We start from the raw sequence: 24,485 nt of genomic DNA, 5'->3' as shown, positions 1-24,485 counted from the left end.
GGCGTACGGTCGGCGGCCCCGTCCCACCCCATCCATGACCCGACCTCCCCAGCGCGCCACGGCCTTTGCGCCGGCCAGCGCCAGCAACCTGGCCGTGGGCTTCGACATCCTGGGCCACCCCGCCGGCCCCACGGGCGACCGCGTGACGGTGACGCGCCGGGGCGAGCCGGGCATCGTCATCACGGGGGTGACGGGCGTCGCCGGCCCCTTGCCCATGGACCCCGCCGCGAATACGGCCACGGTCGGGCTCCTGCGGATGCTGGACGAGGTGCGGCCGGGATTCGGGCTGGAGGTTTCGATCGAGAAGGGGATTCCACTCGGCTCGGGGACGGGCGGATCCGCAGCGTCGGCGGTGGCGGGAATCGTCGCGGCCAATGCGCTGCTGCCGGAGCCGCTGGAGCCCGCGGCGCTCTTCCGCTACGCGCTGATGGGTGAAGCGGTGGCCAGCGGCGCCGTCCATGGGGACAACGTGGCCCCGTGCCTCTTCGGCGGCTTGGTGCTCGTGCGCTCCGCCGAGCCGATGGACGTTGTCACGCTGCCCGTACCCGCAACGCTGCGCTGCGCGATGGCGCGCCCTCACCAGCGGCTGGACACGCGCGCCGCCCGCCAGGTGCTCCCGTCCGCCTACCCGCTGCACGACGTCATCCGCCAGACGGCGAACCTTGCGGGCGTGGTCGCTGGCTGCTGCACGGGCGACCTGGCGCTCGTGGGCCGCTCGTTGCGCGACGTGCTGATCGAGCCGCACCGGGCCGCGCTGATCCCCGGCTTTTACGAGGTGAAGGAGGCGGCGATGAAGGCGGGCGCGCTCGGCTGCTCCATTTCCGGCGCCGGGCCCAGCCTCTTCGCGTGGTGCGATGGCGATGCGATCGCGGATGCGGTGTGCGACGCGATGGTGGCCGCGTTCGCCGCGTGCGGGGTGGCGTCGGATGGATGGACGTGCGCGGTCGGCGGCCCGGGCGCGCGGGTGGAGGAGGTCTCGTGAGATACGTCAGCACGCGCGCTCCGTCGCACGCCGTCTCGCTCTCGGCCGCCATCTCCCGCGGGCTGGCACCGGATGGCGGGTTGTACGTCCCGGAGCAGCTTCCCACGATCGATCCCGCCACTTTCGACGCGGACTCATTGCTGCCGGAAGTCGCCACGCGCCTGCTCGCGCCGTTCTTCGCGGGGGACGTGCTGGAGCCCGAGCTGGGCGCCATCTGCCGCGAAGCCCTCTCGTTTCCCGTGCCGCTGAAGGACCTGCGCGAGCGGACGGCGGTGCTGGAGCTGTTCCACGGGCCCACCGCCGCGTTCAAGGATGTCGGCGCGCGGTTCCTGGCGGCGTGCCTGTCGCGCATCGCCGCGGAGGACGAGCGGCCGCTGACGATCCTCGTCGCCACCTCCGGCGACACGGGTGGCGCGGTGGCGGCGGCGTTCCACGGGCGGCAGGGGGTAGAGGTCGCGGTGCTCTATCCCGCCGGAATGGTGTCCGCGCGGCAGGAGAAGCAGCTGACCGCGTGGGGCGGCAACGTGCGCGCATTCGCCGTCCGCGGCGACTTCGATGCCTGTCAGCGGCTGGTGAAGGCCGCCATGGCGCACCCGGAGCTGCGCGCGCGGCGGCGGATGTCGTCGGCGAACAGCATCAACGTGGGGCGCCTGCTGCCGCAGATGGCGTACTACGCCTGGGCCTCGCTGGAGTATCACCGGCGGCACGGCGTGGACCCGGGGTTCATCGTCCCCTCGGGCAACCTGGGGAACGCCGCCGCCGCGTCGTGGGCGCGCCGGGTGGGGATGCCGGTGCGCGAGGTGGTGCTGGCGACGAACGCCAATCTCGCGATCACCCGCTTCCTTTCCGGCCACCCGTGGTCCCCCCAGCCGACCGTCACCACGCTGGCGACGGCGATGGACGTGGGCAGCGCGAGCAACATGGAGCGCCTGCTGCACCTGTACGGCGGCGAGGACGGGACGCGCTCCGCACTGCGAGCGTTTCTGGTGGACGACGACGAGATCCGCCGCGTGATCCGTGAGGGGCCAGGGACGTGGGGCGAAGTGTGGGATCCGCACACCGCCACCGCCGTCGCCGTGCGCGAGCGCCTGGACACCCCCGACTGGATCGTGGTCTCCACCGCCCATCCCGCCAAGTTCGAAAGCGTGGTGGAGCCGCTGATCGGCCGCGAGATCCCCGTCCCTCCGGACCTCGCCCACCTGCTGGACCGCCCGTCCCACGCGACCTCCATCGACCCCGACCTCGACACCTTCATCGCCGCGCTCGAAGCGTCTTGATGGGTTGACGGCCGAGCGCCAGATTCGAGTCGCGGATCACGCGGGAGGCATGATGATGATCAAGAAGGACCGCGACGAGGCTGCTCCTCATCAGGAGCAGAGAGCGTCGGCTGACCGTGAGCAGCAAGCCTTGGATGTGCTGCGGACTGAGCTGCGCGCGATTCAACGCAGCTACGCCAGCCTTCCCGTGCTGGATGACCGGCCCGCGGACGAGATCCTCGGGTACGACGAGCACGGGTTGCCCCCGTGACTTCTACGCGGCCGTAGTGCCGGCGCTCTGATCCGCTACGGTGCGCATTCCTGGGCCGGCGTCTCGCATGGACGCCGGCTTTCGTGTACCTTGCAGCGCATGCAAGTCGTGTGTGCAGGCTGAACTTCCGCACTCACGCACTCACGCACCCAACGCCCTCACGCACTTTCGTACCGACGTACTTTGAATATGCAAGCCTCCGAGCGCGACCAGGTGCTCCGCCGCGTCGCCGCCGCGCTGACCCTGGTGCTTCACCCCACGACGGGCGACGACGTGGTTTCGTCGGGCCGCGTCCGCGAGCTGGACGTTCTGGAAGACGGCACCGTGCGCTTCAAGTTCGCCCTGCAGGCCGACGACCCCGGCACGCTGGTGCGCCAGGCGCGCGCCGCCGCCGAGACGGTGGAAGGCGTGGCCAAGGTGAAGATCGACATCGCCCTTCCCGCCGCCGGCGCGCCGCAGAAGAAGGGCGCGCTGCGGGCCGGCAACGTCCCCGCGCCCACGCCCAACCCCAACCTGATCCCCGGCGTGCGGCAGATCATCGCCGTCAGCTCGGGGAAGGGCGGCGTAGGCAAGAGCACCGTGGCGGTAAACGTGGCCGCGGCGCTGGCGCAGTCCGGCCGGCGGGTGGGGCTGCTGGATGCCGACATCTACGGCCCCAACGTGCCCATCATGTTCGGCGAGAAGCGCAAGCCGTCGGTGGTCGGCCCCAAGGGCAAGGAAAAGATGCAGCCGCTGGAAGCCTACGGCGTGCAGCTGATGAGCCTGGGATTCCTGCTGGACGCCGAGCAGCCCGCCATCATGCGCGGGCCGATGATCGCGGGCATCCTCAAGCAGTTCCTGAGCGAGGTGGAGTGGGGCGAGCTGGACGTGCTGGTGGTCGACATGCCGCCGGGCACGGGCGACGCGCAGCTGTCGCTGGTGCAGACCATCCGCCTGGACGGGGTGGTGATGGTCACCACGCCGCAGGACGTGTCGACGGGCGACGTGCTGCGCGGCATCAAGATGTTCGAGCGCACCAACACGCGGGTGCTGGGCATCGTCGAGAACATGGCAGGGTTCATCTGCCCCTGCTGCGGACAGCGGTACGAGATCTTCGGGCGGGCGGGCGGTCAGCGGCTGGCGGAGCAGACGGGGCTGGAACTGCTGGGCGAGGTGCCGCTGGAGATGATCGTCCGCGAAGGCGGCGACGAGGGAGTGCCGGTGGTCATCGGGCATTCCGAGTCGCCGTCGGCCATGGCCCTGCGCGCACTCGCCGAAAACGTTGCGTCGCGCCTGGAAGCCCTGGTTCCCGCGGCCGTGTAGAAGACACTGCGGGTCTCACACGGAGGCCACGGAGGGCACCGGGGAAAAGACGAAGGAGGAACAGACGAGGCGTTTTCTTGCCTCTTCTTTCCTCCTCCGTGCCCTCCGTGTGAGGCTTATTTTGCCTTTACGCGTGGTCCAGCCAGCGCTGGTCCGCCGAGGTGAGCACGCCGCGCGGGCGCCGGGCCGAGCGCACCAGCTTTACCGCGATCCACGCCACGAACACCAGCGCCGCCACCTTGGCCGCCAGCACCGCCAGCCCCACCACGATCCCCACGATGGCGCCCACGATCGCCAGCGCCACCACTCCCAAAACGGCCGCCACCACCAGGCCGACCAGTCCCTCGATCATCGTCGTGTCTCCGTGAAAGAAGCGTTTCAGGCCGTGTGCGCGCTGCCCGTACCCAGGTCGTCCATCCCGTCCCAGCCGCGCCGGTAGCTGCGCTCGCGCCAGGCGCGAACCGCTACGATCAGCACCGCCCCCGCACCCACGCTGGCGGCCAGCCACAGCATCATCCCCGCGAGCATCCCCACCAGCCCGCCCACCCAGCCGACGAAGGGCGTCATCACCAGCACGTTGCTCACGAGCAGCGGCGCCAGCAGCACCACGAGCCCGGTGACCAGGTACGAGTACGCGTTGCGATGGATGGGCTCGTACGATCCGCTCCGCTCGGCCGTGCGCTCGCCCAGCGCATGCGCCACGGCCAGGATGCCCACGCCGGCCAGCGCGCACAGCACCGTCCAGAACAGCGGAACGAACACCAGCAGCAGCGGGATCCCGATGATCGTCAGCGCCAGGGCCGCGATCCCCGCCAGGAAGGCCGGAAGCGCCAGCACGTTGGCCGCCAGGCCAATGCCTCCCGCCGCCAGCGGCGCGCGCCGCACCACGTCGCTGGCCTGCTCCAGGTACGAGCGGCCGTAGAACGTCAGCGCCAGCCCCAGCCCGCCCAGCACCAGCCCCAGGGAGAGCGTGCGCACCAGCCCGGCCCAGCCCTCGCCCAGCGCACCCAGCCAGCCGCGCCGCATGTGGATGGCCTGCGTGGCGCCCACGGCCTTGGAGCGCGGCGTTCCCTCCTGCACCTTGCCCAGCACGCTGCCCCCGTTGTTCACCAGCTTGCCGCCGGTGACCACCGCGTCGCCGTAGACCACGGCGCCGCGCTCCAGCACCAGGTTTCCGGCGCCCACCACCGCGTCGCCGTGCACTTCTCCGCTCACCGTCAGCGAGCCGTTGGCCACCACCACGTCGCCCTCGATCACCTCGTCGGCGCCGATGGAGCGCTGGCCGCTGAACCATACGCGGTCGCCGTGATGAAGCGTGCGCCCCTCCAGCCCCGTGTGGGGGTGCCCGGCCGGGGCCTGCGCCGCCAGACCGGCAGCGAACGCCACCCCCAGGGCCAGCGCGGCGCTCGTGATCGCAAGGTTACGCATGGATCATCCCTCCCGTGTGCGGCGTGCGCAGCAGGCGCGCCATCGCCCAGGCCGAAGCCGGGATCGCGGCCAGCAGCACCAGGAGCAGCACCGGCACTCCGCCCGCCGTGGGGCCGGGGATGGCCGCCAGCGCATCGGCGCCCCACTGGAACAGCCCGGTGCGGATCAGCGTTTCGGTGCCCTCGGAAAGCAGGTTCCACGACACGTCGCGCGCCCAGCCGCGGACGGCGTTCCACAGCGAGCCCATTCCCGTCACGGGGTCGCCGCCCATCCAGGTGCCCAGCCCCGCCAGAACCGGCAGCGGCACCAGCACCATGGCCAGCAGCATCATCCATCCGCGCCTGGCGCGCGGCAGCCGCTCCGCCTTCACAGGCAGGGCCGCGGCGGCCGGGGCCGCCTGGGGCTGCACCACCACCCGCGCCATCACCAGGTCGGCGAAGCGGGGCGAGGGCTCCAGTTGGGGAAGGGCGGAAAGCGCCGCGAGCAGGGAGCGGGCGCTCTCCAGCTCGGTTGCGCAGTGCGCGCACCGGTGCAGGTGCTGCTCGGCCAGGGTCCGTTCCACGTGGGAAAGGCCGCCCTCGGCGAGCTGCTCCAGCGTCCAGTACGGCAGGTGTCCGGTTGCGTCCGTCACGATGGCCTCTGATCTCGTTCGGTCCGTTGCATGATAGGAGTACGGAGCCACCGGCCCCGGAGTTTCAGGTTGCGATTCATCCCACGCACCGCTACACCCGCAGGTGCTGCAGCGTGTCGCGCAGCTCGTTGCGGCCGCGGTGGATGTAGGTCTTTACGGTGCCCAGCGGCAGGGCCATGATCTCGGCGATCTCCTGGTACTCGCGCCCTTCCACGTGGCGCAGCAGGATGGCGGCGCGGTACTCCGGCCGCAGCTTGCCGATGGCCTGCTCGATCTCTTCGCCCAGCTCCTTGGCTTCCAGCAGCTCCTCGGGATTTTCGTCCTCGGACACGATGGTGATGGCCGAGGCCTCCATCTCGTCGCTGGTCACCGCGTTGCGCGAGCCGTCGATGGACACCGTCTTCAGCTCCTTACGCCGGATCCAGTCGATCGTCAGGTTGGTGGCGATTTTGAAGATCCAGCTGCTGAACTTGTAGCGCGGATCGTACCGCCCGATGTGGTTGAACACCCGGACGAACGTTTCCTGCGCCAGGTCTTCCGCCTGCTCCCGGTCGCGGATCATCCGGAAGATGATGGAAAACACCGGCCGCTGGTAACGGTCCAGCAGCTCTCGATACGCCGTCTCGCTGCCCAGCTGGGCGCGAGTGACGAGCTCGTGGTCGGATACAGGTGTCGCGTTCACCGCTTGTATTTGTGGGTCCGAAAAGAATCAGACTCGGAAGGGCTGTACGCGCGGGCCGGGCGCGAGGTTTCAATCCGCGCCTTTAGGCTTGCTCGCGGCTTGGGGGGGCGGCTACTTTCACCGGCCTGTATTCTAAGTTGCACAACGGATTTACGACATGCCGAGCACCCCCGCGCCGCGTACGGCGCTTCCCGCGCCGGGCCACAAGGCGGCCCACGTGCGGCAGATGTTCAGCTCCATCGCGCCCAGCTACGACCTGCTGAACCACGTGCTGTCGATGAACATCGACCGGCTGTGGCGCGCGAAGGCGGTGCGCCGGCTCAACTGGGAACGCGCGCCCGACGGCGTGTACCTGGACAACTGTTCCGGGACGCTGGACCTGGCCGTGGCCCTGGCCGGCCGCAAGGGCTTCGGCGGGCGCGTGGTGGGGAGCGACTTCACCTGGGAGATGCTGGAGCGCGGCGTGGCGGCGGGGAAGACGCGAGGCGCCGCGGTGGCCCCCGCCTGCGCCGACGCCCTGTCGCTGCCGTACCCGGACGTGGCGTTCGACGGCGCCACGGTGGGGTTCGGCGTGCGGAACCTGGCGGACCTGGATGCGGGGCTTCGCGAGATGGCGCGCGTGCTGAAGCCCGGGGCGCGGCTGGTGATCCTGGAGTTCACCACGCCTTCGTGGCAGCCGTGGCGGTCGGTGTACCTGTTCTACGCCCGGCGCATCCTTCCCGTGGTGGGCGCCATGATCTCGCGAAACCGCAGCGCGTACACGTACCTGCCCGAGTCGGTGATGGAGTTTCCGCCGCCCCCGGAGCTGGCGCGAAAGATGGAGGCGGCCGGCTTTCGCGGGGTGAAGTGGGACACGCTGTCGGGGGGCATTGCGGCGATCCACTACGCGGAGCGGGCCGGGTGACGCTCTTTCGGGTGATTGCGGCCACGCTGCTGCTGAGCTTCTTCGGCTGCTGCGTTGCTTCGGCGGTGCTGCAGGTGGTGGCGTGGCGGCACGTGCGGCCGGGGATCGGGCCGTCGGTGAAGGGCATCTACAAGCCCGACGACATGCTCGACGAGGTAGGCATCCGGCAAATGAAGCTCGCGCGCTGGTTGCTGATCGTGGGCGCGGTGGCGTTCGTTTCGCACATCGTCGTGCTGCAGCTCGGAGTGCGGCTTTCGGGGTAAGAGAAGGCCGGTGCCGTCGCCATGTCATCCCGATGAAGCGGCCAAGCCGAACCAGCCCGCACGTCGCGAAGCTCCGGAGCACACCCGGGCAAGGGCGCGCACGAGGGCACCGGATGCACGAAGGCGTGCAGTCCACGAAGGTGGACATCGTGTGGTTGTTGCAGCGAATTCATTCGCCCGTGGGGACTGCTCCCCCAGCTGAGGGACCGAGTCTCAGGGCTTCGTGACCGCTGCCGCGCCCGGTTTGAAAGGCGCCTCAGGCTAGATCCTTCGGCCCGCGGGTGCCGGTGTATGGGTGAGTATGGGGCGCCTGGGCCTCAGGATGACAGGCTTCCGCGCAGAGTCGGCCGGAGCGCGGTCGAATTCTCCCTTTCCCCCGCTTGCGGGGGAAAGGGCCGGGGAGAGAGGGCTGCCAGGGGCATGGGCCGGGGCTGCCGAAGTGCACTCCAGGATGACAGGGTCTCGTGCCGTTCCGGGGCGGCAGTCCGCGAAGGCGGACTTCGTGATGTTCCAGACGCGGTTTCAACCGCCGGGATCAGGCGTGGGACCAGCACCGATCCCGGTGATACCCATAGAGTGAGAAGTAGAAGTCGATGATCTTCCAGAACCTGCGGGAGTTCCTTCGCTACCTGGACCGCACGGGCCAGCTCGTGCGCGTGCGCGAGCCGGTGTCCGTCGACCTGGAGATGGCGGAGATCACCGACCGCACCATGAAGCTTCCCGGCGGCGGCCCCGCGCTGTTCTTCGAGCGCCCGATCCTGATGGACGGCACCGAGAGCGACATCCCCGTCGCCATCAACGTGTTCGGCTCGTGGCGGCGCATGTCGGCCGCGCTGGGCGTGGACGACGTCGAGGTGCACGCCCGCCGCATCGCCGAGCTCATCAAGCCCGAGGTGCCCAAGGGGCTCTGGGGCAAGATGCAGATGCTGCCCAAGCTCATGGAGCTCACCAAGGTGCCGCCGCGGCCGTACAAGGGCGCTCCCCCGTGCCAGCAGGTGGTGCTGCGCGAGGGCGAGTTCGACCTGACCAAGCTGCCTGTGCTCAAGACGTGGCCCCAGGACGGCGGCCCGTTCATCACCCTGCCCATGGTGATCACGTCCGATCCCGACACGGGCGTGCAGAACATCGGCATGTACCGCATGCAGGTGTTCGGGCCCACGACCACGGGAATGCACTGGCAGCAGCACAAGGGCGGCGCCGCCCACTTCCGCGCGTGGAAGCGCGGCCCCGGCGGACGAATGCCCGTCGTCGTGGCCATCGGCGGCGACCCTACGACCATGTACACGCCCAGCGCCCCCCTTCCGCCCGGCATCGACGAGTACCTGTTCGGTGGCTTTCTGCGCCGCGAGCCGGTGTACACGGCCAAGGCCTTGACGTGCGACCTCACCATCCCCGCCGAAGCGGAGATCGTGCTGGAGGGGTACGTCGATACCGGCGAGGATCTGGCCATCGAGGGCCCGTTCGGCGACCACACCGGCTTCTACACGCTCGAAGATCCCTATCCCGTCTTCCACGTGACGATGGTGACCATGCGCGAGGATCCCGTCTATCCCGCCACGCTCGTCGGCCGGCCGCCGGTGGAGGACGTGTACCTGGGCGGCGCCACCGAGCGAATCTTCCTGCCGCTGGCCAAGCTGACGATCCCCGAGATCGTGGACTACCACATGCCGCCGGAGGGCGTGTTCCACAACCTGGTGTTCGTTTCCATCAAGAAGGACTACCCGGGCCAGGCGTTCAAGGTGATGCACGGCCTGTGGGGGATGGGGCTGATGTCGCTGGCCAAGGTGATCGTGGTGGTGGACGAGTGGATCGACGTGCGGAACGTGCAGGAGGCGTGGTGGTACGCGCTGGGCAACATCGATCCCGAGCGCGACGTGCGGTTCACCAAGGGGCCCATCGACGACCTGGACCACGCGTCGCAGATCCCCTCGTTCGGCAGCAAGATGGGGATCGACGGCACCAAGAAGTGGGCGCAGGAAGGATTCGTGCGCCGCTGGCCGGAGATGATCGAGATGGATGCCGACGTGAAGTCGTCCATCGACCGCCTCTGGCCCCTGCTGGGCATCAAGCCCATCGACTGAGCCGATGAACGCGGCCGGGGCGATCCTGCTGGAGGTGATGGACAAGGAGATCTCGATCCCTCAGATGTGGGTCGGCTACCTCCTGTTCGGTGCTCTCGCGGTCTACCTCGCGCCACGGTCGATCGCGTGGCCGGTGGCCATCGCGCTGTGGCTCGCCGTCGTCGGCTGGGGCCAGGCGCTGGAGTTGAACGACCTGTGGGTCGGCCCGGCGATTCGCCGCGAAGCGGGTGAGGTGTACGTCACGCACAGCTACGCCAGCTTGATTGTTGGCCTGTTGCTCTGCGTAGCGGGGATTGCGCGACACATCAGGCGGCGGCTGGTCACCCGTGCTTCGGCCGCAAACGCCTGAGTCGAGAACGGAGCCGGATGGAGACGTCGAACCTGAATCCACCGGCCAGCCAGATTGCGGAGTTCTGCCGTAAGTGGAGCGTAACGGAGCTCTCGCTGTTCGGCTCCGTGCTCCGCGCCGATTTTGGACCGGACAGTGACGTGGATGTGCTTCTGACGTTCGCGCCGGAGGCGGGGATCTCGCTCTTCGACTACGCCGCGATGCAGGACGAGTTGGAGGCGATCTTCGGGCGCACCGTCGACGTGGTGAGCAGGAGTTCGGTTGAGCGCACCGAGAACCCGTTCCGGAAGAACGCAATACTCGGATCGGCACGCACCATCTACCCGCATCGTGGCGCCGATTTGCCCTCCGCGCCCGGCGCTTCGGTGCGGCTGGATCGTGATCCCGGGCTGCTGTACGATATGGTGGCTTCTGCCCACGCGGTGCGGAAGTTCATCGATGGGATCACCCGTACGGATTTCGCACGGGATGACATCACGATCTCGGCCGCCAGCCAGGTACTAGGTGTCCTGGGACGTGCCGCGGAGAAGATCTCGGCAAAGTTGCGAGAGCAGCATCCCGAGATCGACTGGATAGGCATGGCCTTGTTTGCTGATCGGCTGCTGCGGGAGTACCGCGAGGTATCGGCAGATGAGGTCTGGGGGGCAGCACAATCAGCTGTGGCAGCGATTCCCATTCTGGAGCCGCTGGTTCCACCGTACGAAACCGAGTCGAAGAGCAGCAGTGACTACGCATAGATTGGAAGGGCAGCACATCGGGGGGCGGGGCAGGCTGGTGGACTACTCCAACCTGGTGAAGCTGCCCCACACCGTGTTCGCGATGCCGTTCGCCCTCGTGGGCGCGACGCTGGCGTCGTACCGCTACGCCGTGAGCGGCTGGGACGTGCTGCTGATCCTGGCCGCCTTCACCTGCGCGCGGTTCGCCGCCATGGGCTTCAACCGCATCGCCGACCGCGCGATCGACGCCAAGAACCCGCGCACGGCCATGCGCGAGATTCCCGCGGGGAAGCTGTCCGTGCGCGAGGCCACGGCCGCGGTCATAATCGCCAGCGCGCTCTTCTTCGTCTGCGCGGCGCTGCTGAACCCGCTCTGCTTGTACCTGGCGCCGTTCGCGCTGGCCATCATCCTGGCGTACTCGTACACCAAGCGCTTCACCCGCTACGCGCACCTGGTGCTCGGCTTCTCGCTCGCCATCGCTCCCGTGGGCGCGTACCTGGCCGTGGCGGGTGAGTGGAGCCGTCCGCCGTCCGCGCTGCTGGTGCTGGCGGCGGGCGTGCTGTGCTGGGTGGCGGGCTTCGACATCCTGTATTCGCTGCAGGACATGGAGTTCGACCGCGGCGAAAAGCTGCACTCCATCCCCGCCGCGCTGGGCGCACGAGGCGCGCTGGCCTTCTCGCGCGGGCTGCACCTGCTGTCGGCGGCCGCGTTCGTGGCGCTGGGGTTCATCCTTCCCGAGCTGGACGTTGGCTACTTCATCGGCACGGGGGTGATCGCGCTGATGCTGGCCTACGAGCAAAGCCTGGTGCGCTCCGACGACTTTTCCAAGATCGACGCGGCGTTCTTCAACATCAACGGGGCCATCTCCGTGCTCTTCTTCGCGATCGTGCTGACGGAGCGGCTGCTCGCGTGAGGGTGGCCCTGGACGCGCCCATCACCTTCGGCATCACCGGCGCGTCGGGCGCGCCGTACGCCGTGCGCGTGCTGCGCGCGCTGAACGAGGCCGCGGTGCCCGTGCGGCTGATCGTGTCCAGCTACGGGCTGCGGCTGCTGAAGGAAGAGTCGGGGATCGACGGCGTCGACGGCCTGCGCGCCGCGACGGGCGACTGGTCGCGGGTGGAGTTCTACGATTCGCTGGACCGCGGCGCCACGCCGGCCTCCGGCTCCGCCCCGTCGCGGGGGATGCTGGTCTGCCCCTGCTCCATGGGCACGCTGGCCTCCATCGCCGCGGGCACGTCGCGCAACCTGGTGGAGCGCGCCGCGGACGTGGCCCTCAAGGAGCGCCGGCCGCTGATCCTGGTGCCGCGCGAAACGCCGCTCTCGCTGATCCACCTGGAGAACATGGCCCGGCTGACCCGCGCAGGGGCCACGATCATGCCCGCGGCCCCGGGGTTCTATCACCGCCCGCGGAGCATCGACGACCTGGTGGACTTCGTGGCCGCGCGCATCCTGGACCACCTGGGCGTAGAGCACACCGTCGGGCGGCGGTGGAAGAGCGGGGAAGCCCCCGCCGCCGCGGACGCTTGATCCCTCCTGTCATCACCTACCGTTCCCGAACTCGACGCATGTGGAAGAAGCTTCTCGCCCTCCTGGTCCTCGCCGCCACCGCCGGCTGCGTGGCAGTCCGCGCCCCGGAACCGTATCCGCTGCAGGAATTTGCGGTCGCGACGGCGGGGGACACGCTGGTGGTTTCCAACCTCAGCTCGGAGCCCATCTACTACGCCGTGCTGGAGGAGGAATTCTCCACCCGCGCGCGCTGGGCGCCGTGCGTGCCCCCGGCGGAGTGCCCGCGGGTGGAGGCGGGGCAGGGGGCGCGCGTGCCGTACGCGAGCATCACCGGGTACCAGCCGGGTGCCCGCAAGGCGATGGTCTTCTGGTACCGCCTGGAGGCTGGGCGCCCCGGCGAGGTTCGCAGCCGCTCCGTGACGCTGTAGCGCCGTGAAGATCGGCATCATCTCCGACACGCACGGGCTGCTGCGCCCGCAGGTGTTCGACGTGTTCCAGGGCGTGGAGCACATCCTTCACGCGGGCGACATCGGCAACCTGGACATCATCACCGAGCTGGAGGCCATCGCCCCGGTGACCGCCGTCTGGGGCAACGCGGACGGCCTGGAGGTGCGCGGCCGCGTCCCCGAGGTGGCGGAAGTGGAGCTCGGGGGCGTCCGCGCGGTCGTCATCCATGGGATGCAGGTGGGCTCGCCCACGCCGGAGAAGATCGCGGCCCTGCATCCCGGCGCGGGGCTGGTGGTGTTCGGCCATTCGCATCGCCCGCTCATCAAGCAGGTGGGCGCCACGCTGGCCGTGAATCCCGGGAGCGCGGGCCGCCGCCGCTTCCGCGATCCCGTTACGGTCGCCCTCGCGGAGATCGGCGACGGATCGGCCTCTGCCCGGCTGGTCGAACTGGATCTGGAAAAGCGATGATCTCTCGTGTCCGCCTTGCGGTGATCGCAGCCGCGGTGCTCGCCGCCACTCCGCTCGTAGCCGCTGCGCAGGAGGGCTGGACGACGGGTGACCCGGTGCTGCGCGCGATCTGGAGCGAGGGGATGGAGCGCTCGCGGCTGGAGCCGATGGCGCAGGCGCTGATGGACAGCATCGGGCCGCGGCTGACGGGGTCGCCGGGGCAGCGGGCCGCGCACGAGTGGGCCGCCGCGCAGTTCCGCGGCTGGGGGATCGAGGCGCGCAACGAGACGTACGGCTCGTGGGTGGGCTGGCGTCGCGGAACGGCGCACGTGGACTTGGTGCAGCCGCGCGTCCGCTCGCTGGAGGCGCGGCTGCTGGCGTGGAGCCCCGGGACCGCCGACGCGGTGACCGCCGAGGTGGTGGCGATCCCCGAACTGGCGGACACGGCGGCGGCCCGGCGCTGGCTGGGCACCGTGCGTGGCAAGTTCGTCCTGGGCGCGGCCGAGCCGGTGACCTGCCGGCCGGTCGAGAACTGGCAGAAGTGGGCGCAGCCGCAGATGCTGGGGCGGCTGGCGCAGGACGTGGCCCGGGCTGATTCCAGCTGGCGCCGACGGCTTTCCCGGTTGCGGGTTCAGCCCAACGAGCTGGAGATGCTCCTTACGCGGTCGGGCGCCGCGGGCGTGGTGACCAGCGAGTGGACGGGCGGATGGGGCACCCAGCGCGTGCACGATGCGCTGGGCCTGCCCCTGCCCGTGCTGGATGTGACCTGCGAGGACTACGGGCTGCTCCACCGGCTGGCGTCGCGCAACCAGGGCCCGGAGATCCGCGTGAACTCGCAGGCCGAGTTCACCGGTGCCGCCCCGGCGATGAACACCGTCGCCACCATCCCCGGCCGCGCCCTGCGGAATGAATACGTGGTGCTGTCCGCCCACTTCGACTCGTGGGACGCCGCATCGGGCGCCACGGACAACGGAACGGGTACGCTGGTGATGATGGAGGCCGCGCGGATCCTCCGTGCCGTGTATCCCAATCCGAAGCGCACCATCGTCGTGGGCCTGTGGGGCGGCGAGGAGCAGGGCCTGAACGGGTCGCGCGCGTTCGCCGAAGACAATCCGGAGATCGTGAGCGGCATGCAGGCGCTGCTGAACCAGGACACGGGCACGGGGCGCATCGACCGCATCTCGCTGCAGGGGTTCACCGAAGCCGAGCCGTTCTTCCGCCGCTGGCTTTCGCGCGTGCCCCCGATGTTGGCGGACAGCATCAAGCTGGACGCCCCGGGGCTGCCCAGCGCGGGCTCCAGCGACCACTCGTCTTTCGTGTGCCGCGGCGCGCCGGGGTTCTGGCTGCTTTCCACCTCGTGGGACTACGGCACCTACACCTGGCACACCGATCGCGACACGTACGACAAGATCGTGTTCTCCGATCTGCGCCGGAATGCGGTGCTGCTGGCCATGCTGGCCTACCAGGCCGCGGAAGACGAGCGCATCCCCCGGACGCAACGCACCGAGTTTCCGCCCAACGTGGCGGGGCAGCCGGGCAGCTGGCCCGCCTGCCGTCCTGCGCAGCGGTCGCTGAACTAAAGCGCAACGCCACCGGCCCTGCCGCGCGGCGCACGCCGGACCCTTCCGGCACCACACGTGAGAGACTCATCGTGATGAAGAGAACCGCACTGGCAGTGCTGTCCGTCGGCGCCCTCCTGGCCGGCCCCGCCGCCGCGCAGCAGGAGTGGACGAGCAACGACCCTGTGCTGCGCGCCATTTGGCAGGAGGGAACGCAGAACTCGCAGTTGGAGCGCCTGGCGCAGCCGCTGCTGGACTCCATCGGCCCGCGGCTGACGGGGTCGCCGGAGATGGATGCGGCGCAGCGCTGGGCCATCGCCCAGTACGCGCAGTGGGGCATCACCGCCCGCAGCGAGCGCTACGGCACCTGGCGCGGCTGGCAGCGCGGCCACACGCACGTGGACCTGATGACTCCGCGCGTACGCTCGCTGGAGGGCATGATGCTGGCCTGGAGCCCGGGCACCAACGGCCCCGTGTCGGCCGAGGCCGTGATGCTTCCGCAGATGGCGGATTCCGCGGCGTTCAAGGCCTGGCTGCCGAGCGCGCGCGGCAAGTTCGTGATGATTTCGTTCCCCCAGCCCACCTGCCGCCCGGACGAGAACTGGCAGCGCTGGGCGGTCGCAGCCGATTGGGAGCGGTTCCGTGCGGAGCGCACGGCGGCGCAGAACGCGTGGAACCAGCGGGTGTCGGCCACGGGGTTGGCGGCCCGCGACTTCCAGCTGCGGCTGGAGGCGGCGGGAGTAGCGGGGATCGTCACCAACCTGTGGTCGCAGGGGTGGGGCGTCGACAAGATCTTCAACGCGCGCACCCGCCAGGTGCCCGTCATCAGCCTGAGCTGCGAGGACTACGGCCTGGTGGCGCGGCTGGCGACGAACGGCGACGCGCCCAGGCTGCGGCTGGACGCGCAGTCGCAGTTCACCGGCGAGGCGGTGCCGGTGTCCAACGTGATCGCGCAGGTGCGCGGGCGCCGCAAACCCAACGAGTACATCATGCTGTCCGCCCACTTCGACTCGTGGGACGGCTCGTCGGGCGCCACCGACAACGGCACCGGCACGGTGGTGATGATGGAGGCCATGCGCATCCTTTCCAAGGTGTACCCGCGGCCCAACCGCAGCATCGTGGTGGGCCACTGGAGCGGCGAAGAGCAGGGGCTGAACGGGTCGCGCGCCTTTGCCGCCGACCACCCGGAAATCGTCAGCGGCCTGCACGTGCTGTTCAACCAGGACAACGGCACGGGCCGCATTCGCAACATTTCCATGCAGGGGCTGACGGGCACGGCGCCGTACTTCCGCCGCTGGCTGGGCGCGATGCCGTCGTTCGTGACCGACAGCGTGCAGATCGACGATCCGGGGATGCCCAGCGGTGGCGGATCGGACAACGCGGCGTTCGTGTGCTACGGCGCGCCGGCGTTCGGCCTCGGCTCGCTCTCGTGGGATTACGGGACGTACACGTGGCACACCAACCGCGACACGTACGACAAGATCTCGTGGGACGACGTGCGGCGGAACGCGCTGATGGTGGCCATGCTGATCTACCAGGCCGACCAGGAGGCGAACATCCTTCCGCGCGACCGGCGGACGGAGTTCCCGGTGAACCAGCAGACGGGGCAGCCGGGCAGCTGGCCCGCCTGCGCCGCTCCCGCCCGCAGCGCGGCGGAAAGTCCGCGGATGTAGGCCCGCGGGTCCAGCGGAATCGAAAAGGGGCGGGGATGCGCGTGCATCCCCGCCCCTTTTCGTTGCCGAAGGGACCGGACCAGGGACACCAGCGGCCCGGCATCACCTTTCAGAGCGTTGTGGAACACGGTACGGGAGGGATCCACAAGCGCTGCGCGAACCGCCCGCGGATGCCCGAGCGTTCGGCCCGTGAGTTTACGTCAGGTGTGAGATTTGTGTCGCTTGCGGATCGCGCCACACGTGACTACCCTTTCCAGTGAGGATGGACAACGTAGCCAGCCCCTCGGCCATCGCCTCCCGTTTCGACCCCGGGTCTACACCGAAAGAGTTACCATGCGTGGACGCCGATGGGAAATTCCGCTGGACCGCCTCTGGGCAATGCTCGAGTTCGAGAGAGACATCTTTGCCGTGCTGGATTCCTCTCTCTCTTTCGGATACGTAAGCGATTCGGCGGGATCGGTCCTGGGGCTGTCCCCGGACGCGCTGATCGGCCAGTCACTCCTGTCCCTGGTTTATCCGGACGACGAGCGCAACCTGGAAATGGTGCTGCGTTCGTTGTTGGCGACCAACGAGGGGAGGGCGACCTGGGTCAGCTTCCGATGCCGGCACGCTGACGGGACGTGGCGTTTCATGGAAGCACGTCTCAACCATCGGCTGCTGGCGGGCGAGCCGGCCGTTCTGCTCCTCGCGGCCGACGTGACGGAACGGCGACAACTCGAAATCCAGCTGAGGGAGGCCCAGCGGATGGAGGCCGTGGGGCGGTTGGCGGGCGGGGTGGCGCATGATTTCAACAACCTCCTCACGGTGATCCTGGGGAATGCCGAGCTCTTGCTGCTCGACATGCCATCCGACGATCCCCGTCGCACGGACGTCGAAGACATCCGGGGAGCAGGCGAGAGAGCGAAGTCCGTGACTCAACAGCTGCTCGCCTTCTCCGGTCAACGAACGGTCGATCTGCGGATCGTGGAACCGGGGAACCTGGTCCTCGCCGCCCGGCGTCTCCTGGACCGGCTGCTTGGGGAGGATATCTCGATCGAACTCACCATCAACCCGGACGTGGGGCTCGTCCGGGTCGATCCTTCGCAACTGGAGGAGGTGCTGATCAATCTGGCCATCAATGCCCGCGACGCGATGCCCTCCGGCGGGGTGCTGAGGTTCGAGGTCTGCCGGGCGGATGTGCGCCGGCCGAATGAAGAATCGGTCCCGTACTACGTACCCCCGGGTAATTACATCGCGATTCGAGTCCACGACACGGGACTCGGAATGGCGCCGGACGTGCTTGCCCGCGTGTTCGAGCCGTTCTTCACCACGAAAGGGCCGCTCAAGGGCACGGGCCTGGGACTTTCCACCGCGTATGGCATCGTCAAGCAATCCGGCGGGTTCATCTGGGCCCAAAGCAGGGTGGGGGAGGGAACCGTCTTCCACCTCCTTATGCCGGCAGAAGACGGACCCGCCGACCCCGCCTCACCGGCGAGGATGATCTCGAGCCTTCCGGCCGGCCTGGGGCGGATCTTCCTGGTAGAGGACGATATATCGGTACGGCGATATTGCATCCGCGTGATGGAGCAGGCGGGCTTCGAAGTTTCAGGGTTCGGAAGACCTGAGGAGGCACTGGGCGCATTCACGGCGGTCGCCCCGAAAGTCGATCTGCTGGTGACGGACGTCGTAATGCCCGGAATGAGCGGCCCCGAGCTCGTCGCGGGCTGCAGGGCGATCCGACCCGGGATCCCAGTCCTGTATCTAACCGGCTACACGGGTGATGCATTGCGCGAGCGTGGATTGCAGAGCGCCACCGAGAACATCTTGCAGAAGCCGGTCACGCCCGCGCAGCTACTTGCCGCGGTGGGCCGGTCTATTGCGGCGGGGGGTGTTGACGAGCAGAAGGACGGGTGAGGGTCCGCAGATGTAGAGCCGCGGGTCAAGGGGATCGAAACGAGGGTAGGGTCTGCGCTTGCGTCCCCGCCCTCGGCCGTTGTCCGAAGAATGGGAATCAGCAATCGCTCTCGCCATTCCTGATCGATGGCACAAAGCGTCGGATTCGCGTCGTGAACCAGGCATAAGTTCCGCGGCAGGGAAAAGCGGTTCGATGCGGTCAGACCGGCACGTACCAGGGTGGTTGGGGAGTCGCATTCCGGTAGTCGTTGCACAGTATGTGGTTACGCCACGGCGCATTCAGAACGGCCCTGGAGGAACAGCGCGGGTACGAAAATTCCGGTTTCAGGTTCATCCCTGATGTCCCTCCCCTCCCGTACCCGCTCGAGGCACGATGAACCATCCAGGCACGCTCCTCCCGCTGTTCGCGCAAGCCCCGAATCTCCCCAGGCGCCGCCTTCCACGATTCGGACGGGCATCGTGCCTTGCCGTGCTCGCGGGAATGCTGGCGCTGGCCGGGTGCGACGGCGCGGCGGCCCCGCTGACCCCCACGCCGGAAGGCGCACGGAAGACGCTCTCCGGCACCGCCACGATCGCGTGGGTGAGCCCCACCGGCACCACCGCCACCAACCCGGTCACCTTCAAGGCCGACGCGACCAGCGACATCGTCACCATCAAGTACTTCGCCGACGGAACCTATCTGCTGGGCTCCAGCACGGACCGCGCGAACTTCTTTGCGGTGACGTACAAGTTCAGCGGCGTGGGGGTGCGGCGGATCTACGTGCGCGGCTACAACTCGGCGGGCACGCAGGTGGCGGGCGCGTACAAGGACTTCACCATCCGCGACCTGATCGCGAACGTGCCGTACTTCTTTCAGTACAACAACGTGTACGAGCCCGGCGCCACCTGCGCCAACACCACGATGGCGATGCTGCTGAAGTACTACGGGGCCAACTACACGCCGGACCAGATCTACACGGAATTCCGCAAGCAGTCGCAGGACGAATTCAAGTTCGACACGATCTTCAACCGCCTCGCGGCGCGCGCCGGGCTCAAGCAGCGCATCCGCGTGCACATGGAAACCGGGTCCGTCGCGCAGATGGAGGCGGAGCTGAACAAGCAGCGGCCGGTGATCATCCACGGAAAGTTCACCAGCTCGGGTCACGTGATGCTGTTGATCGGCAACGACGGAACGAACTACACGATGAACGATCCCGCCGGGGTATGGGGACAGAGCCTGTGCAACGGCGCGGGTTACGGCGGATCGGGCGGGGCAGGGGTGCGCTACGGGAGGTCGATCGTAGGCAAGGCGATCACCACGCCATGGCAGGGCAACTGTACCTACTTCGATCCGAACACGGTGCGGTACCACGAGACGTACCTGGTGCCCTGACCACGGGGCACCATAATGAGACGATGAAGGGCCGGCTCCCCGCGCGGGAGCCGGCCCTTAGTCCGCTGGGGAAGATGATTCCGCGGCTGTAAATGCGGTAAGCTCCCGAGACGGGCCGCTCACGCGTCCCGTTCGGGGCTTTTACCTCACGCGCACCACAGCGCTGCCGAAGCGCGCCTGTCATCCCGACGGAGCGGCCACGCCGAACCTGCCCGTGCACTGTCGACGGCAGCGACCGAGGAATCCGCCACACATTCCTCGAGGCGCACCGGGGCTGTCGCGTGTAACCCTCCACGGGCGGGTGAACCCGTAGAGCCGAGGCCTCGGCTTTAGTGACCGCTGCCGCGCCCTGGCTGGGACGTATCCGCGGCTAGATCCTTCGGCCCGCGAGGCTTGTCCTACAGGCAGGTTCGGCGCGCCTGGGCCTCAGGATGACAGGTTTCGAGGTGCGCCGCGACCGCCGGGCGTCAGCCCTCGTCCGCCGTCGTATCCTCCTCCGTGCGCGCCGAGTCGGGGGTGAACTGCTGGATCAGCGAGTCGACGTTCACGCCGCCCTTCGTAGCCGCCGTGTCGCGCTGCACCCCGCCGACCGTGCGCAGCGTGATCATCGCCACCTCCGGCGGCGAGCCGAACCGCACCGGGACGAACGAGAATCCCAGGCCGCAGGTGACGAACAGCGTGGACCCGCGCACCCGGTAGATGCGGTTGCTCGCCGCGTTGGCCTCCTGCGGGAACAGCTCGGTGTTCACCCACGTCAGCCGGGGCGTGCCCGGCACCTCGATCTGCCCGCAGAAGGTGTGGCCGGAGATGACGGAGGGGTACTTGTCGGTGGGCACCGTCAGCGCGGCCACCGGCATGTGCGCCAGCAGCACGGGCGTGGAGCCCCCGCCGGGGATGCCGCCGTACATCTCGGCGCGGCGCCAGTCCGGCCGGCGCGCGATGTAGGGATCCACCCCCGCGATGAAGGCCGTGTCGTTGTTGCGGATGAACCGCGCGCGCGCGTTGTGGAGCAGCTGCACCCCGTTGCGGGCCAGGGCGGCGCGCGTCAGGATGGCCAGGCTGTCGGGCTCGTCGGGATCTTCCAGCATGTCCTCGTTGCCCAGCACCGCGAACACGGTCCTTCCCCTCAGCGGCGCGAGGACGCGGTCCAGCGCCGTGAAGTCGCCGCGGCGGCTGCCCACGTAGTCGCCCAGCAGCACGAAGACGTCGGGTTTTTCGGCGATGGCCCGCTCCACGGCCGCGCGCGCCACGTTGGCGTTGTCGGGCCACATGGACAGGTGAAAATCGGAAAGCGCGGCGATCCGCATTCCGTTCCACCCCTCGGGAAGGCCGATCACCTCGATCTCCACCGGCACCACGCGCACGTTCTGCGCGCCGGTGGCGCCGTAGGGCGACTGCGGGGGAGGGCCGGTGGTATCGCCCCCCGCCATGCCGGCGGTAGCGGGGCCGCCCTCCCCGCAGGCGGAGAGCAGGGCGGCGGCACACACGAAAAGCAAGCGGAAGCTGGTCCGCATCAACGGCTCCGTCAGGATGGTTCGAACGCGTCGGGGGCTCACGGCGTCACCGTGCCCCGCGGGCCGGGCGCAACGCATGTGCCACGCGGCTCACGCGCTCAGCGGCAGCGCCTCCACGCGGGCCGGCGGCACCGTGTTCTCCATCTCCTGCGGCCGCGCGCGGAACCAGCGCGCCAGCAGCAGGATCTCGTCTACCTGGTGCCGCTGAACGAGGGCGCCCGCGCCCTCTGGCCGGCCGAAATGCTCATCGCACAGCCGCGAAAGGCGCCGCCGCTCGGCGGTGCTGCGCGGCACGGGAACGCTGGCGCGCACGGTGCCGCGCCGCACCAGGTACACGCGGTCGTCGCCGTCCGTCCCGGGAACGCGATACACGAAGGTCAGGGTGTCCAGCGCCTCGCGCAGCTGCGCGAACTCGTCGCGCAGTCCCTCCAGCCTCCGCAGGCGCTCGCGCAGGGACGCCGCATACTCGAACTCCCACCGGTCCGAGGCCGCCTGCATCCGCTCGTTCAGCCAGCGCACGGGCTCGTCCGCCCGCCCATCCAGAAAGGCGCGGGCAAGGTCCACCCTCCGCTGGTACTCGGGCTCGCTGCACCGTCCCGCGCAGGGGCCCAGGCACAGCTTCAGCTCGAACCGGTGGCAGCGGGGGGCGTGCTCCCACGCGAACAGGTCGGGCTGGCCGGCGAAGCGGATGGGCGTGTTCACCGGGCAGTCGCGAAGCCCCAGCAGGTCGTTCAGCTCGCGGACCGCTTCCTGGACCCGCTTGCCGCCGCGGAAGGGTCCGTAGTAGCTGGCCGCATCGTCGGAGACGGCGCCCACCACGTACAGGCGCGGGGCGCGCGCGGTGGTCACCTTCAGGAACGAGTAGCGGCCGTCGCGCTTGTGCTGCTGGTTCATCCGCGGGCGGAACCGCTTGATGAGCTCCAACTCGCGGAGCAGCGCGGCGAACTCGCTGGGCTCGTAGTCCCACGAGAGCGAGGCGGCGCCCTGGACGATGGCGTGCTGCTTGTCGCCCCGCTTGGCGCGAAAGTAGGTGAGCAGCCGCGTGCGGAGCGACTTGCTCTTGCCCACGTACAGCACTTCGCCGTCCGTGCCCAGCCAGCGGTACACGCCGGGAACGTTGCGGGCTTCACGCACCAGCCCTCGCAACGGATGGGTGGGGATGACCTTCACTGCAGGGCGGAGTTCGCCGGGGAAGAAAAACCGAATCAATGGCGAAGGTAGCGCGCGGAGGCCGGAAGCGAAAGAGCGTCCGCGCGCGTCCGGCGGGATCTCTCGGCGCGGTGCCACAAATCGGTCGCGCGGCGTACTACGGCGCTGGCGTAAACGGTCTGAAGAGTCGCTCGCACCGGGTCGACCAGCGCCATGAACCATGCAGGACGCAGTCGATGAACTTGAAAATTTGGCGGCATGAAAAGTATGCCCTTACCCGCGTTCCAGCGGGCCTGTCACCGAGAGCCCGTAAATTCTGTGGCCGTGGGGCTGGCGCTTCGCTGGCGGACACACCATCTTTCCCGGTGGGAAGTCGCGAATGGAGCGATGCGATGTTGCGCACGCGTGGCGCAAGCCGCTCCTGCATGTTAAGATGCTGTCATCCCGCCTCAACATCATTCCCCCACCCGATCCTTGGAGAGCCTGCAATGAAGAACGTACGCACCCTGCTTGTGGCCGCGGTGCTGGCGGCCGCGGCTGCCTGCTCCGGCGACGCCACCGCGCCGGAAGCCGTGCAGCACCCCTCGCGTCCTTCGCTGGACAATGCCGCCTCGGACTCCTCCAGCGTCATCCAGGGCGAGGGAGAGCCTGGACCCGGGCGGAGCGGGCTCATCGGCTCGAGCGGATGACTCGCGCCGCGGGTAACGAATAGAAGAGCGGGCGTGGTCAGCGACCACGCCCGCTCTTATTCAAGACCGTCCAGCAGGATCAGCTGGGGGCGTAGGCACTGAGCGAACGCACCAGGTCGCCGGCCAGCACCTCGCTGCCTTCCTCGGACGCCGGGACGCGCTTGCGCGTCTCTACCGCACGGTGGTGCCGTACCGAGTCCATCAACGCCTCGGCGGACAGGCGGATCTTCGCCTCGTTGCGGCGGACGCCGGTATCCAGCGCCTCGCGCGCGGCCGTTTCGGCCTTGTCCCACAGCCCCAGGCTCGCCGCGCCGTGTGCCAGGTCCAGCAGCCCCTGCGCGGCACGCTCGTCGACCGACGAGTTGTACAGCAGGTCGTGGCAGGTGTCCCACGCATCCCGGAACGCCTCGCGGTCGTTCATGCCGCCCGCCGCGCGTGCAAGGTTGCCGAACACCATCAGCCGGTCCGACGGATGCGGCAGATGGGGAAGGACGGAGCGGAGCACCGGTACCGCGCGCGAGAAGTGCCCCTGCGTGATCCACCAGTACGCCACGTCCTGCGCCAGGCGGGGAAGCTCCGCGTTCTCCGGCCCGTACGCCGCGTACGCCGCGCGGGCCAGCTCCTGCGCCTCTTCCGGGCGATCGGCCTCGACGGCCACCCCGAACAGGTCGTGAAGCCCCTTGCCCTCGAGCGTGTGAAGGCTGTTCCGCTGCGCCGCACGGATGGAGCGGATCAGGAACTTGCGGGCCACCGGCAGCTTGCCGCGCTGCATGTACAGGCGCCCAAGGCCCAGGAACGACCTCGAATACGTGGGCCAGTCGCCGATCTGGCGCGCCAGGGCGATGGCGCGGCGGAACCACGTCTCGGCCCGCGCGTACTCGGCGCGGCGGCGCGCCAGCTGGCCCACCGCGAAGGCGGCCGAGGCGTCGCCCGGCGTCACGGTGGCGGCGGCCTGCGCGAACGAGAGCGCGGTGGTCAGCAGCCCCTGCTCGTCGGCCCACTGCGCCACCCGGCGGCAGGCCAGCGACACCATCTCTTCCGACGTGGCGTTGGGCTCGCCCACCATGCGGGCCAGCGCGGCCAGCGGCTCTTCCAGGTCGGCGGCGGGCGCGGCGGCCATTAGCATGGCCATGCGTACCCGCTCGGCGTCGGCGGCGAAGAGCGACGCGCGGTCGCCTTCCGCCGCTTCGGCCCAGAGCAGGGCGTCGCGCAGCGACTGCCACAGCAGCAGCCCCTTTTCGCCGGTTACCTCGTCGAGAAGCCCGAGCCCCTCGAACACCTCGTCGCCGCGCTTGAGAGCGGGCGGAACGCGCCAGCGGCGCTGCGTCTTTCGCTGGGGAACCCGAAACTTACGTGATTGCATGGCGTGTG

The 24,485-nt window shown here is 69.1% G+C and carries 25 protein-coding genes; 18 read left to right on the top strand and 7 right to left on the bottom strand.

Features of this window, described 5'->3' with window-relative positions; translation table 11 throughout:
* Positions 1-34 precede the first annotated feature (34 nt).
* The 4 genes from VF632_RS05830 (at position 35) to VF632_RS05815 (ending at position 3,811) form a co-directional block, all read left to right on the top strand.
* Complete coding sequence (locus VF632_RS05830; RefSeq protein WP_331021920.1) at positions 35-982, top strand: homoserine kinase; 948 nt, start codon at positions 35-37, stop codon at positions 980-982.
* Positions 979-2,259: a threonine synthase gene (gene thrC / locus VF632_RS05825; RefSeq protein WP_331021919.1), complete on the top strand. Its 1,281-nt coding sequence runs from the start codon at positions 979-981 to the stop codon at positions 2,257-2,259. Before VF632_RS05830 ends, thrC begins: the two co-directional genes overlap by 4 nt.
* Before the next feature lie 49 nt (positions 2,260-2,308).
* The gene (locus tag VF632_RS05820; protein ID WP_331021918.1) at positions 2,309-2,509 is read left to right on the top strand and encodes a type II toxin-antitoxin system VapB family antitoxin; all 201 of its coding nucleotides are present in this window, start codon (positions 2,309-2,311) and stop codon (positions 2,507-2,509) included.
* Positions 2,510-2,698: 189 nt separating this feature from the next.
* Positions 2,699-3,811 carry an Mrp/NBP35 family ATP-binding protein gene (locus VF632_RS05815; protein ID WP_331021917.1) on the top strand — a complete coding sequence of 371 codons (1,113 nt, stop codon included), beginning with the start codon at positions 2,699-2,701 and terminating at the stop codon, positions 3,809-3,811.
* Between the two features lie 127 nt (positions 3,812-3,938).
* On the opposite strand, the gene VF632_RS05810 is transcribed toward VF632_RS05815, so the two are convergent.
* The 4 genes from VF632_RS05810 to VF632_RS05795 all read right to left on the bottom strand — a co-directional run bounded on the left by VF632_RS05810 (position 3,939) and on the right by VF632_RS05795 (position 6,552).
* Positions 3,939-4,163: a hypothetical protein gene (locus tag VF632_RS05810; RefSeq protein ID WP_331021916.1), complete on the bottom strand. Its 225-nt coding sequence runs from the start codon at positions 4,161-4,163 to the stop codon at positions 3,939-3,941.
* A gap of 26 nt (positions 4,164-4,189) precedes the next feature.
* The gene (locus VF632_RS05805; RefSeq protein ID WP_331021915.1) at positions 4,190-5,239 is read right to left on the bottom strand and encodes a polymer-forming cytoskeletal protein; all 1,050 of its coding nucleotides are present in this window, start codon (positions 5,237-5,239) and stop codon (positions 4,190-4,192) included.
* On the bottom strand, positions 5,232-5,870 hold the full coding sequence (locus tag VF632_RS05800; RefSeq protein ID WP_331021914.1) for a hypothetical protein: 639 nt from the start codon (positions 5,868-5,870) through the stop codon (positions 5,232-5,234). The genes VF632_RS05805 and VF632_RS05800 overlap by 8 nt, the downstream gene beginning before the upstream one ends.
* 91 nt (positions 5,871-5,961) lie before the next feature.
* Complete coding sequence (locus tag VF632_RS05795; protein ID WP_331021913.1) at positions 5,962-6,552, bottom strand: sigma-70 family RNA polymerase sigma factor; 591 nt, start codon at positions 6,550-6,552, stop codon at positions 5,962-5,964.
* A 157-nt stretch (positions 6,553-6,709) separates the two neighbouring features.
* Between VF632_RS05795 and VF632_RS05790 the strand changes: the two genes are divergently transcribed.
* The 13 genes from VF632_RS05790 (at position 6,710) to VF632_RS05730 (ending at position 19,762) form a co-directional block, all read left to right on the top strand.
* The gene (locus VF632_RS05790; RefSeq protein ID WP_331021912.1) at positions 6,710-7,456 is read left to right on the top strand and encodes a ubiquinone/menaquinone biosynthesis methyltransferase; all 747 of its coding nucleotides are present in this window, start codon (positions 6,710-6,712) and stop codon (positions 7,454-7,456) included.
* Complete coding sequence (locus tag VF632_RS05785; protein ID WP_331021911.1) at positions 7,453-7,719, top strand: hypothetical protein; 267 nt, start codon at positions 7,453-7,455, stop codon at positions 7,717-7,719. The genes VF632_RS05790 and VF632_RS05785 overlap by 4 nt, the downstream gene beginning before the upstream one ends.
* 593 nt (positions 7,720-8,312) lie before the next feature.
* Complete coding sequence (locus tag VF632_RS05780) at positions 8,313-9,800, top strand: menaquinone biosynthesis decarboxylase (protein ID WP_331021910.1); 1,488 nt, start codon at positions 8,313-8,315, stop codon at positions 9,798-9,800.
* Between the two features lie 4 nt (positions 9,801-9,804).
* Complete coding sequence (locus tag VF632_RS05775) at positions 9,805-10,149, top strand: hypothetical protein (RefSeq protein ID WP_331021909.1); 345 nt, start codon at positions 9,805-9,807, stop codon at positions 10,147-10,149.
* A 17-nt stretch (positions 10,150-10,166) separates the two neighbouring features.
* Entirely contained in the window at positions 10,167-10,886 is a 720-nt protein-coding gene (locus tag VF632_RS05770; RefSeq protein WP_331021908.1) for a nucleotidyltransferase domain-containing protein, read from the top strand.
* Entirely contained in the window at positions 10,873-11,778 is a 906-nt protein-coding gene (locus VF632_RS05765; protein WP_331021907.1) for a UbiA-like polyprenyltransferase, read from the top strand. Before VF632_RS05770 ends, VF632_RS05765 begins: the two co-directional genes overlap by 14 nt.
* Complete coding sequence (locus VF632_RS05760; protein ID WP_331021906.1) at positions 11,775-12,392, top strand: flavin prenyltransferase UbiX; 618 nt, start codon at positions 11,775-11,777, stop codon at positions 12,390-12,392. The genes VF632_RS05765 and VF632_RS05760 overlap by 4 nt, the downstream gene beginning before the upstream one ends.
* A 38-nt stretch (positions 12,393-12,430) precedes the next feature.
* Complete coding sequence (locus tag VF632_RS05755) at positions 12,431-12,799, top strand: hypothetical protein (RefSeq protein ID WP_331021905.1); 369 nt, start codon at positions 12,431-12,433, stop codon at positions 12,797-12,799.
* A gap of 4 nt (positions 12,800-12,803) precedes the next feature.
* Positions 12,804-13,286, top strand: coding sequence for a metallophosphoesterase family protein (locus tag VF632_RS05750; protein WP_331021904.1), 483 nt, complete (start codon positions 12,804-12,806; stop codon positions 13,284-13,286).
* A complete protein-coding gene (locus VF632_RS05745) occupies positions 13,283-14,845 on the top strand; it encodes a M20/M25/M40 family metallo-hydrolase (protein WP_331021903.1) in 1,563 nt (520 codons plus the stop codon). Before VF632_RS05750 ends, VF632_RS05745 begins: the two co-directional genes overlap by 4 nt.
* Before the next feature lie 74 nt (positions 14,846-14,919).
* Positions 14,920-16,497: a M20/M25/M40 family metallo-hydrolase gene (locus VF632_RS05740; protein WP_331021902.1), complete on the top strand. Its 1,578-nt coding sequence runs from the start codon at positions 14,920-14,922 to the stop codon at positions 16,495-16,497.
* Positions 16,498-16,830: 333 nt separating this feature from the next.
* A complete protein-coding gene (locus tag VF632_RS05735; protein WP_331021901.1) occupies positions 16,831-18,390 on the top strand; it encodes an ATP-binding protein in 1,560 nt (519 codons plus the stop codon).
* Between the two features lie 373 nt (positions 18,391-18,763).
* Entirely contained in the window at positions 18,764-19,762 is a 999-nt protein-coding gene (locus VF632_RS05730) for a C39 family peptidase (RefSeq protein WP_331021900.1), read from the top strand.
* 467 nt (positions 19,763-20,229) lie between these two features.
* Here the strand turns inward: VF632_RS05730 and VF632_RS05725 are convergent, their stop codons facing one another.
* A complete protein-coding gene (locus tag VF632_RS05725) occupies positions 20,230-21,276 on the bottom strand; it encodes a metallophosphoesterase (RefSeq protein ID WP_331021899.1) in 1,047 nt (348 codons plus the stop codon).
* A gap of 90 nt (positions 21,277-21,366) precedes the next feature.
* Positions 21,367-22,410, bottom strand: coding sequence for a GIY-YIG nuclease family protein (locus VF632_RS05720; protein ID WP_331021898.1), 1,044 nt, complete (start codon positions 22,408-22,410; stop codon positions 21,367-21,369).
* A gap of 503 nt (positions 22,411-22,913) precedes the next feature.
* Between VF632_RS05720 and VF632_RS05715 the strand changes: the two genes are divergently transcribed.
* A complete protein-coding gene (locus tag VF632_RS05715) occupies positions 22,914-23,114 on the top strand; it encodes a hypothetical protein (RefSeq protein WP_331021897.1) in 201 nt (66 codons plus the stop codon).
* Between the two features lie 79 nt (positions 23,115-23,193).
* Here VF632_RS05715 and VF632_RS05710 read toward each other — a convergent pair whose 3' ends face one another.
* The gene (locus VF632_RS05710; protein ID WP_331021896.1) at positions 23,194-24,477 is read right to left on the bottom strand and encodes a tetratricopeptide repeat protein; all 1,284 of its coding nucleotides are present in this window, start codon (positions 24,475-24,477) and stop codon (positions 23,194-23,196) included.
* Positions 24,478-24,485 lie beyond the last annotated feature (8 nt).

It is taken from the genome of Longimicrobium sp. (assembly GCF_036388275.1).
GTDB lineage: Bacteria > Gemmatimonadota > Gemmatimonadetes > Longimicrobiales > Longimicrobiaceae > Longimicrobium.
The sequence above is the reverse complement of the archived record's forward strand: the minus strand, read 5'-3'. Positions and strand labels throughout refer to the sequence as shown.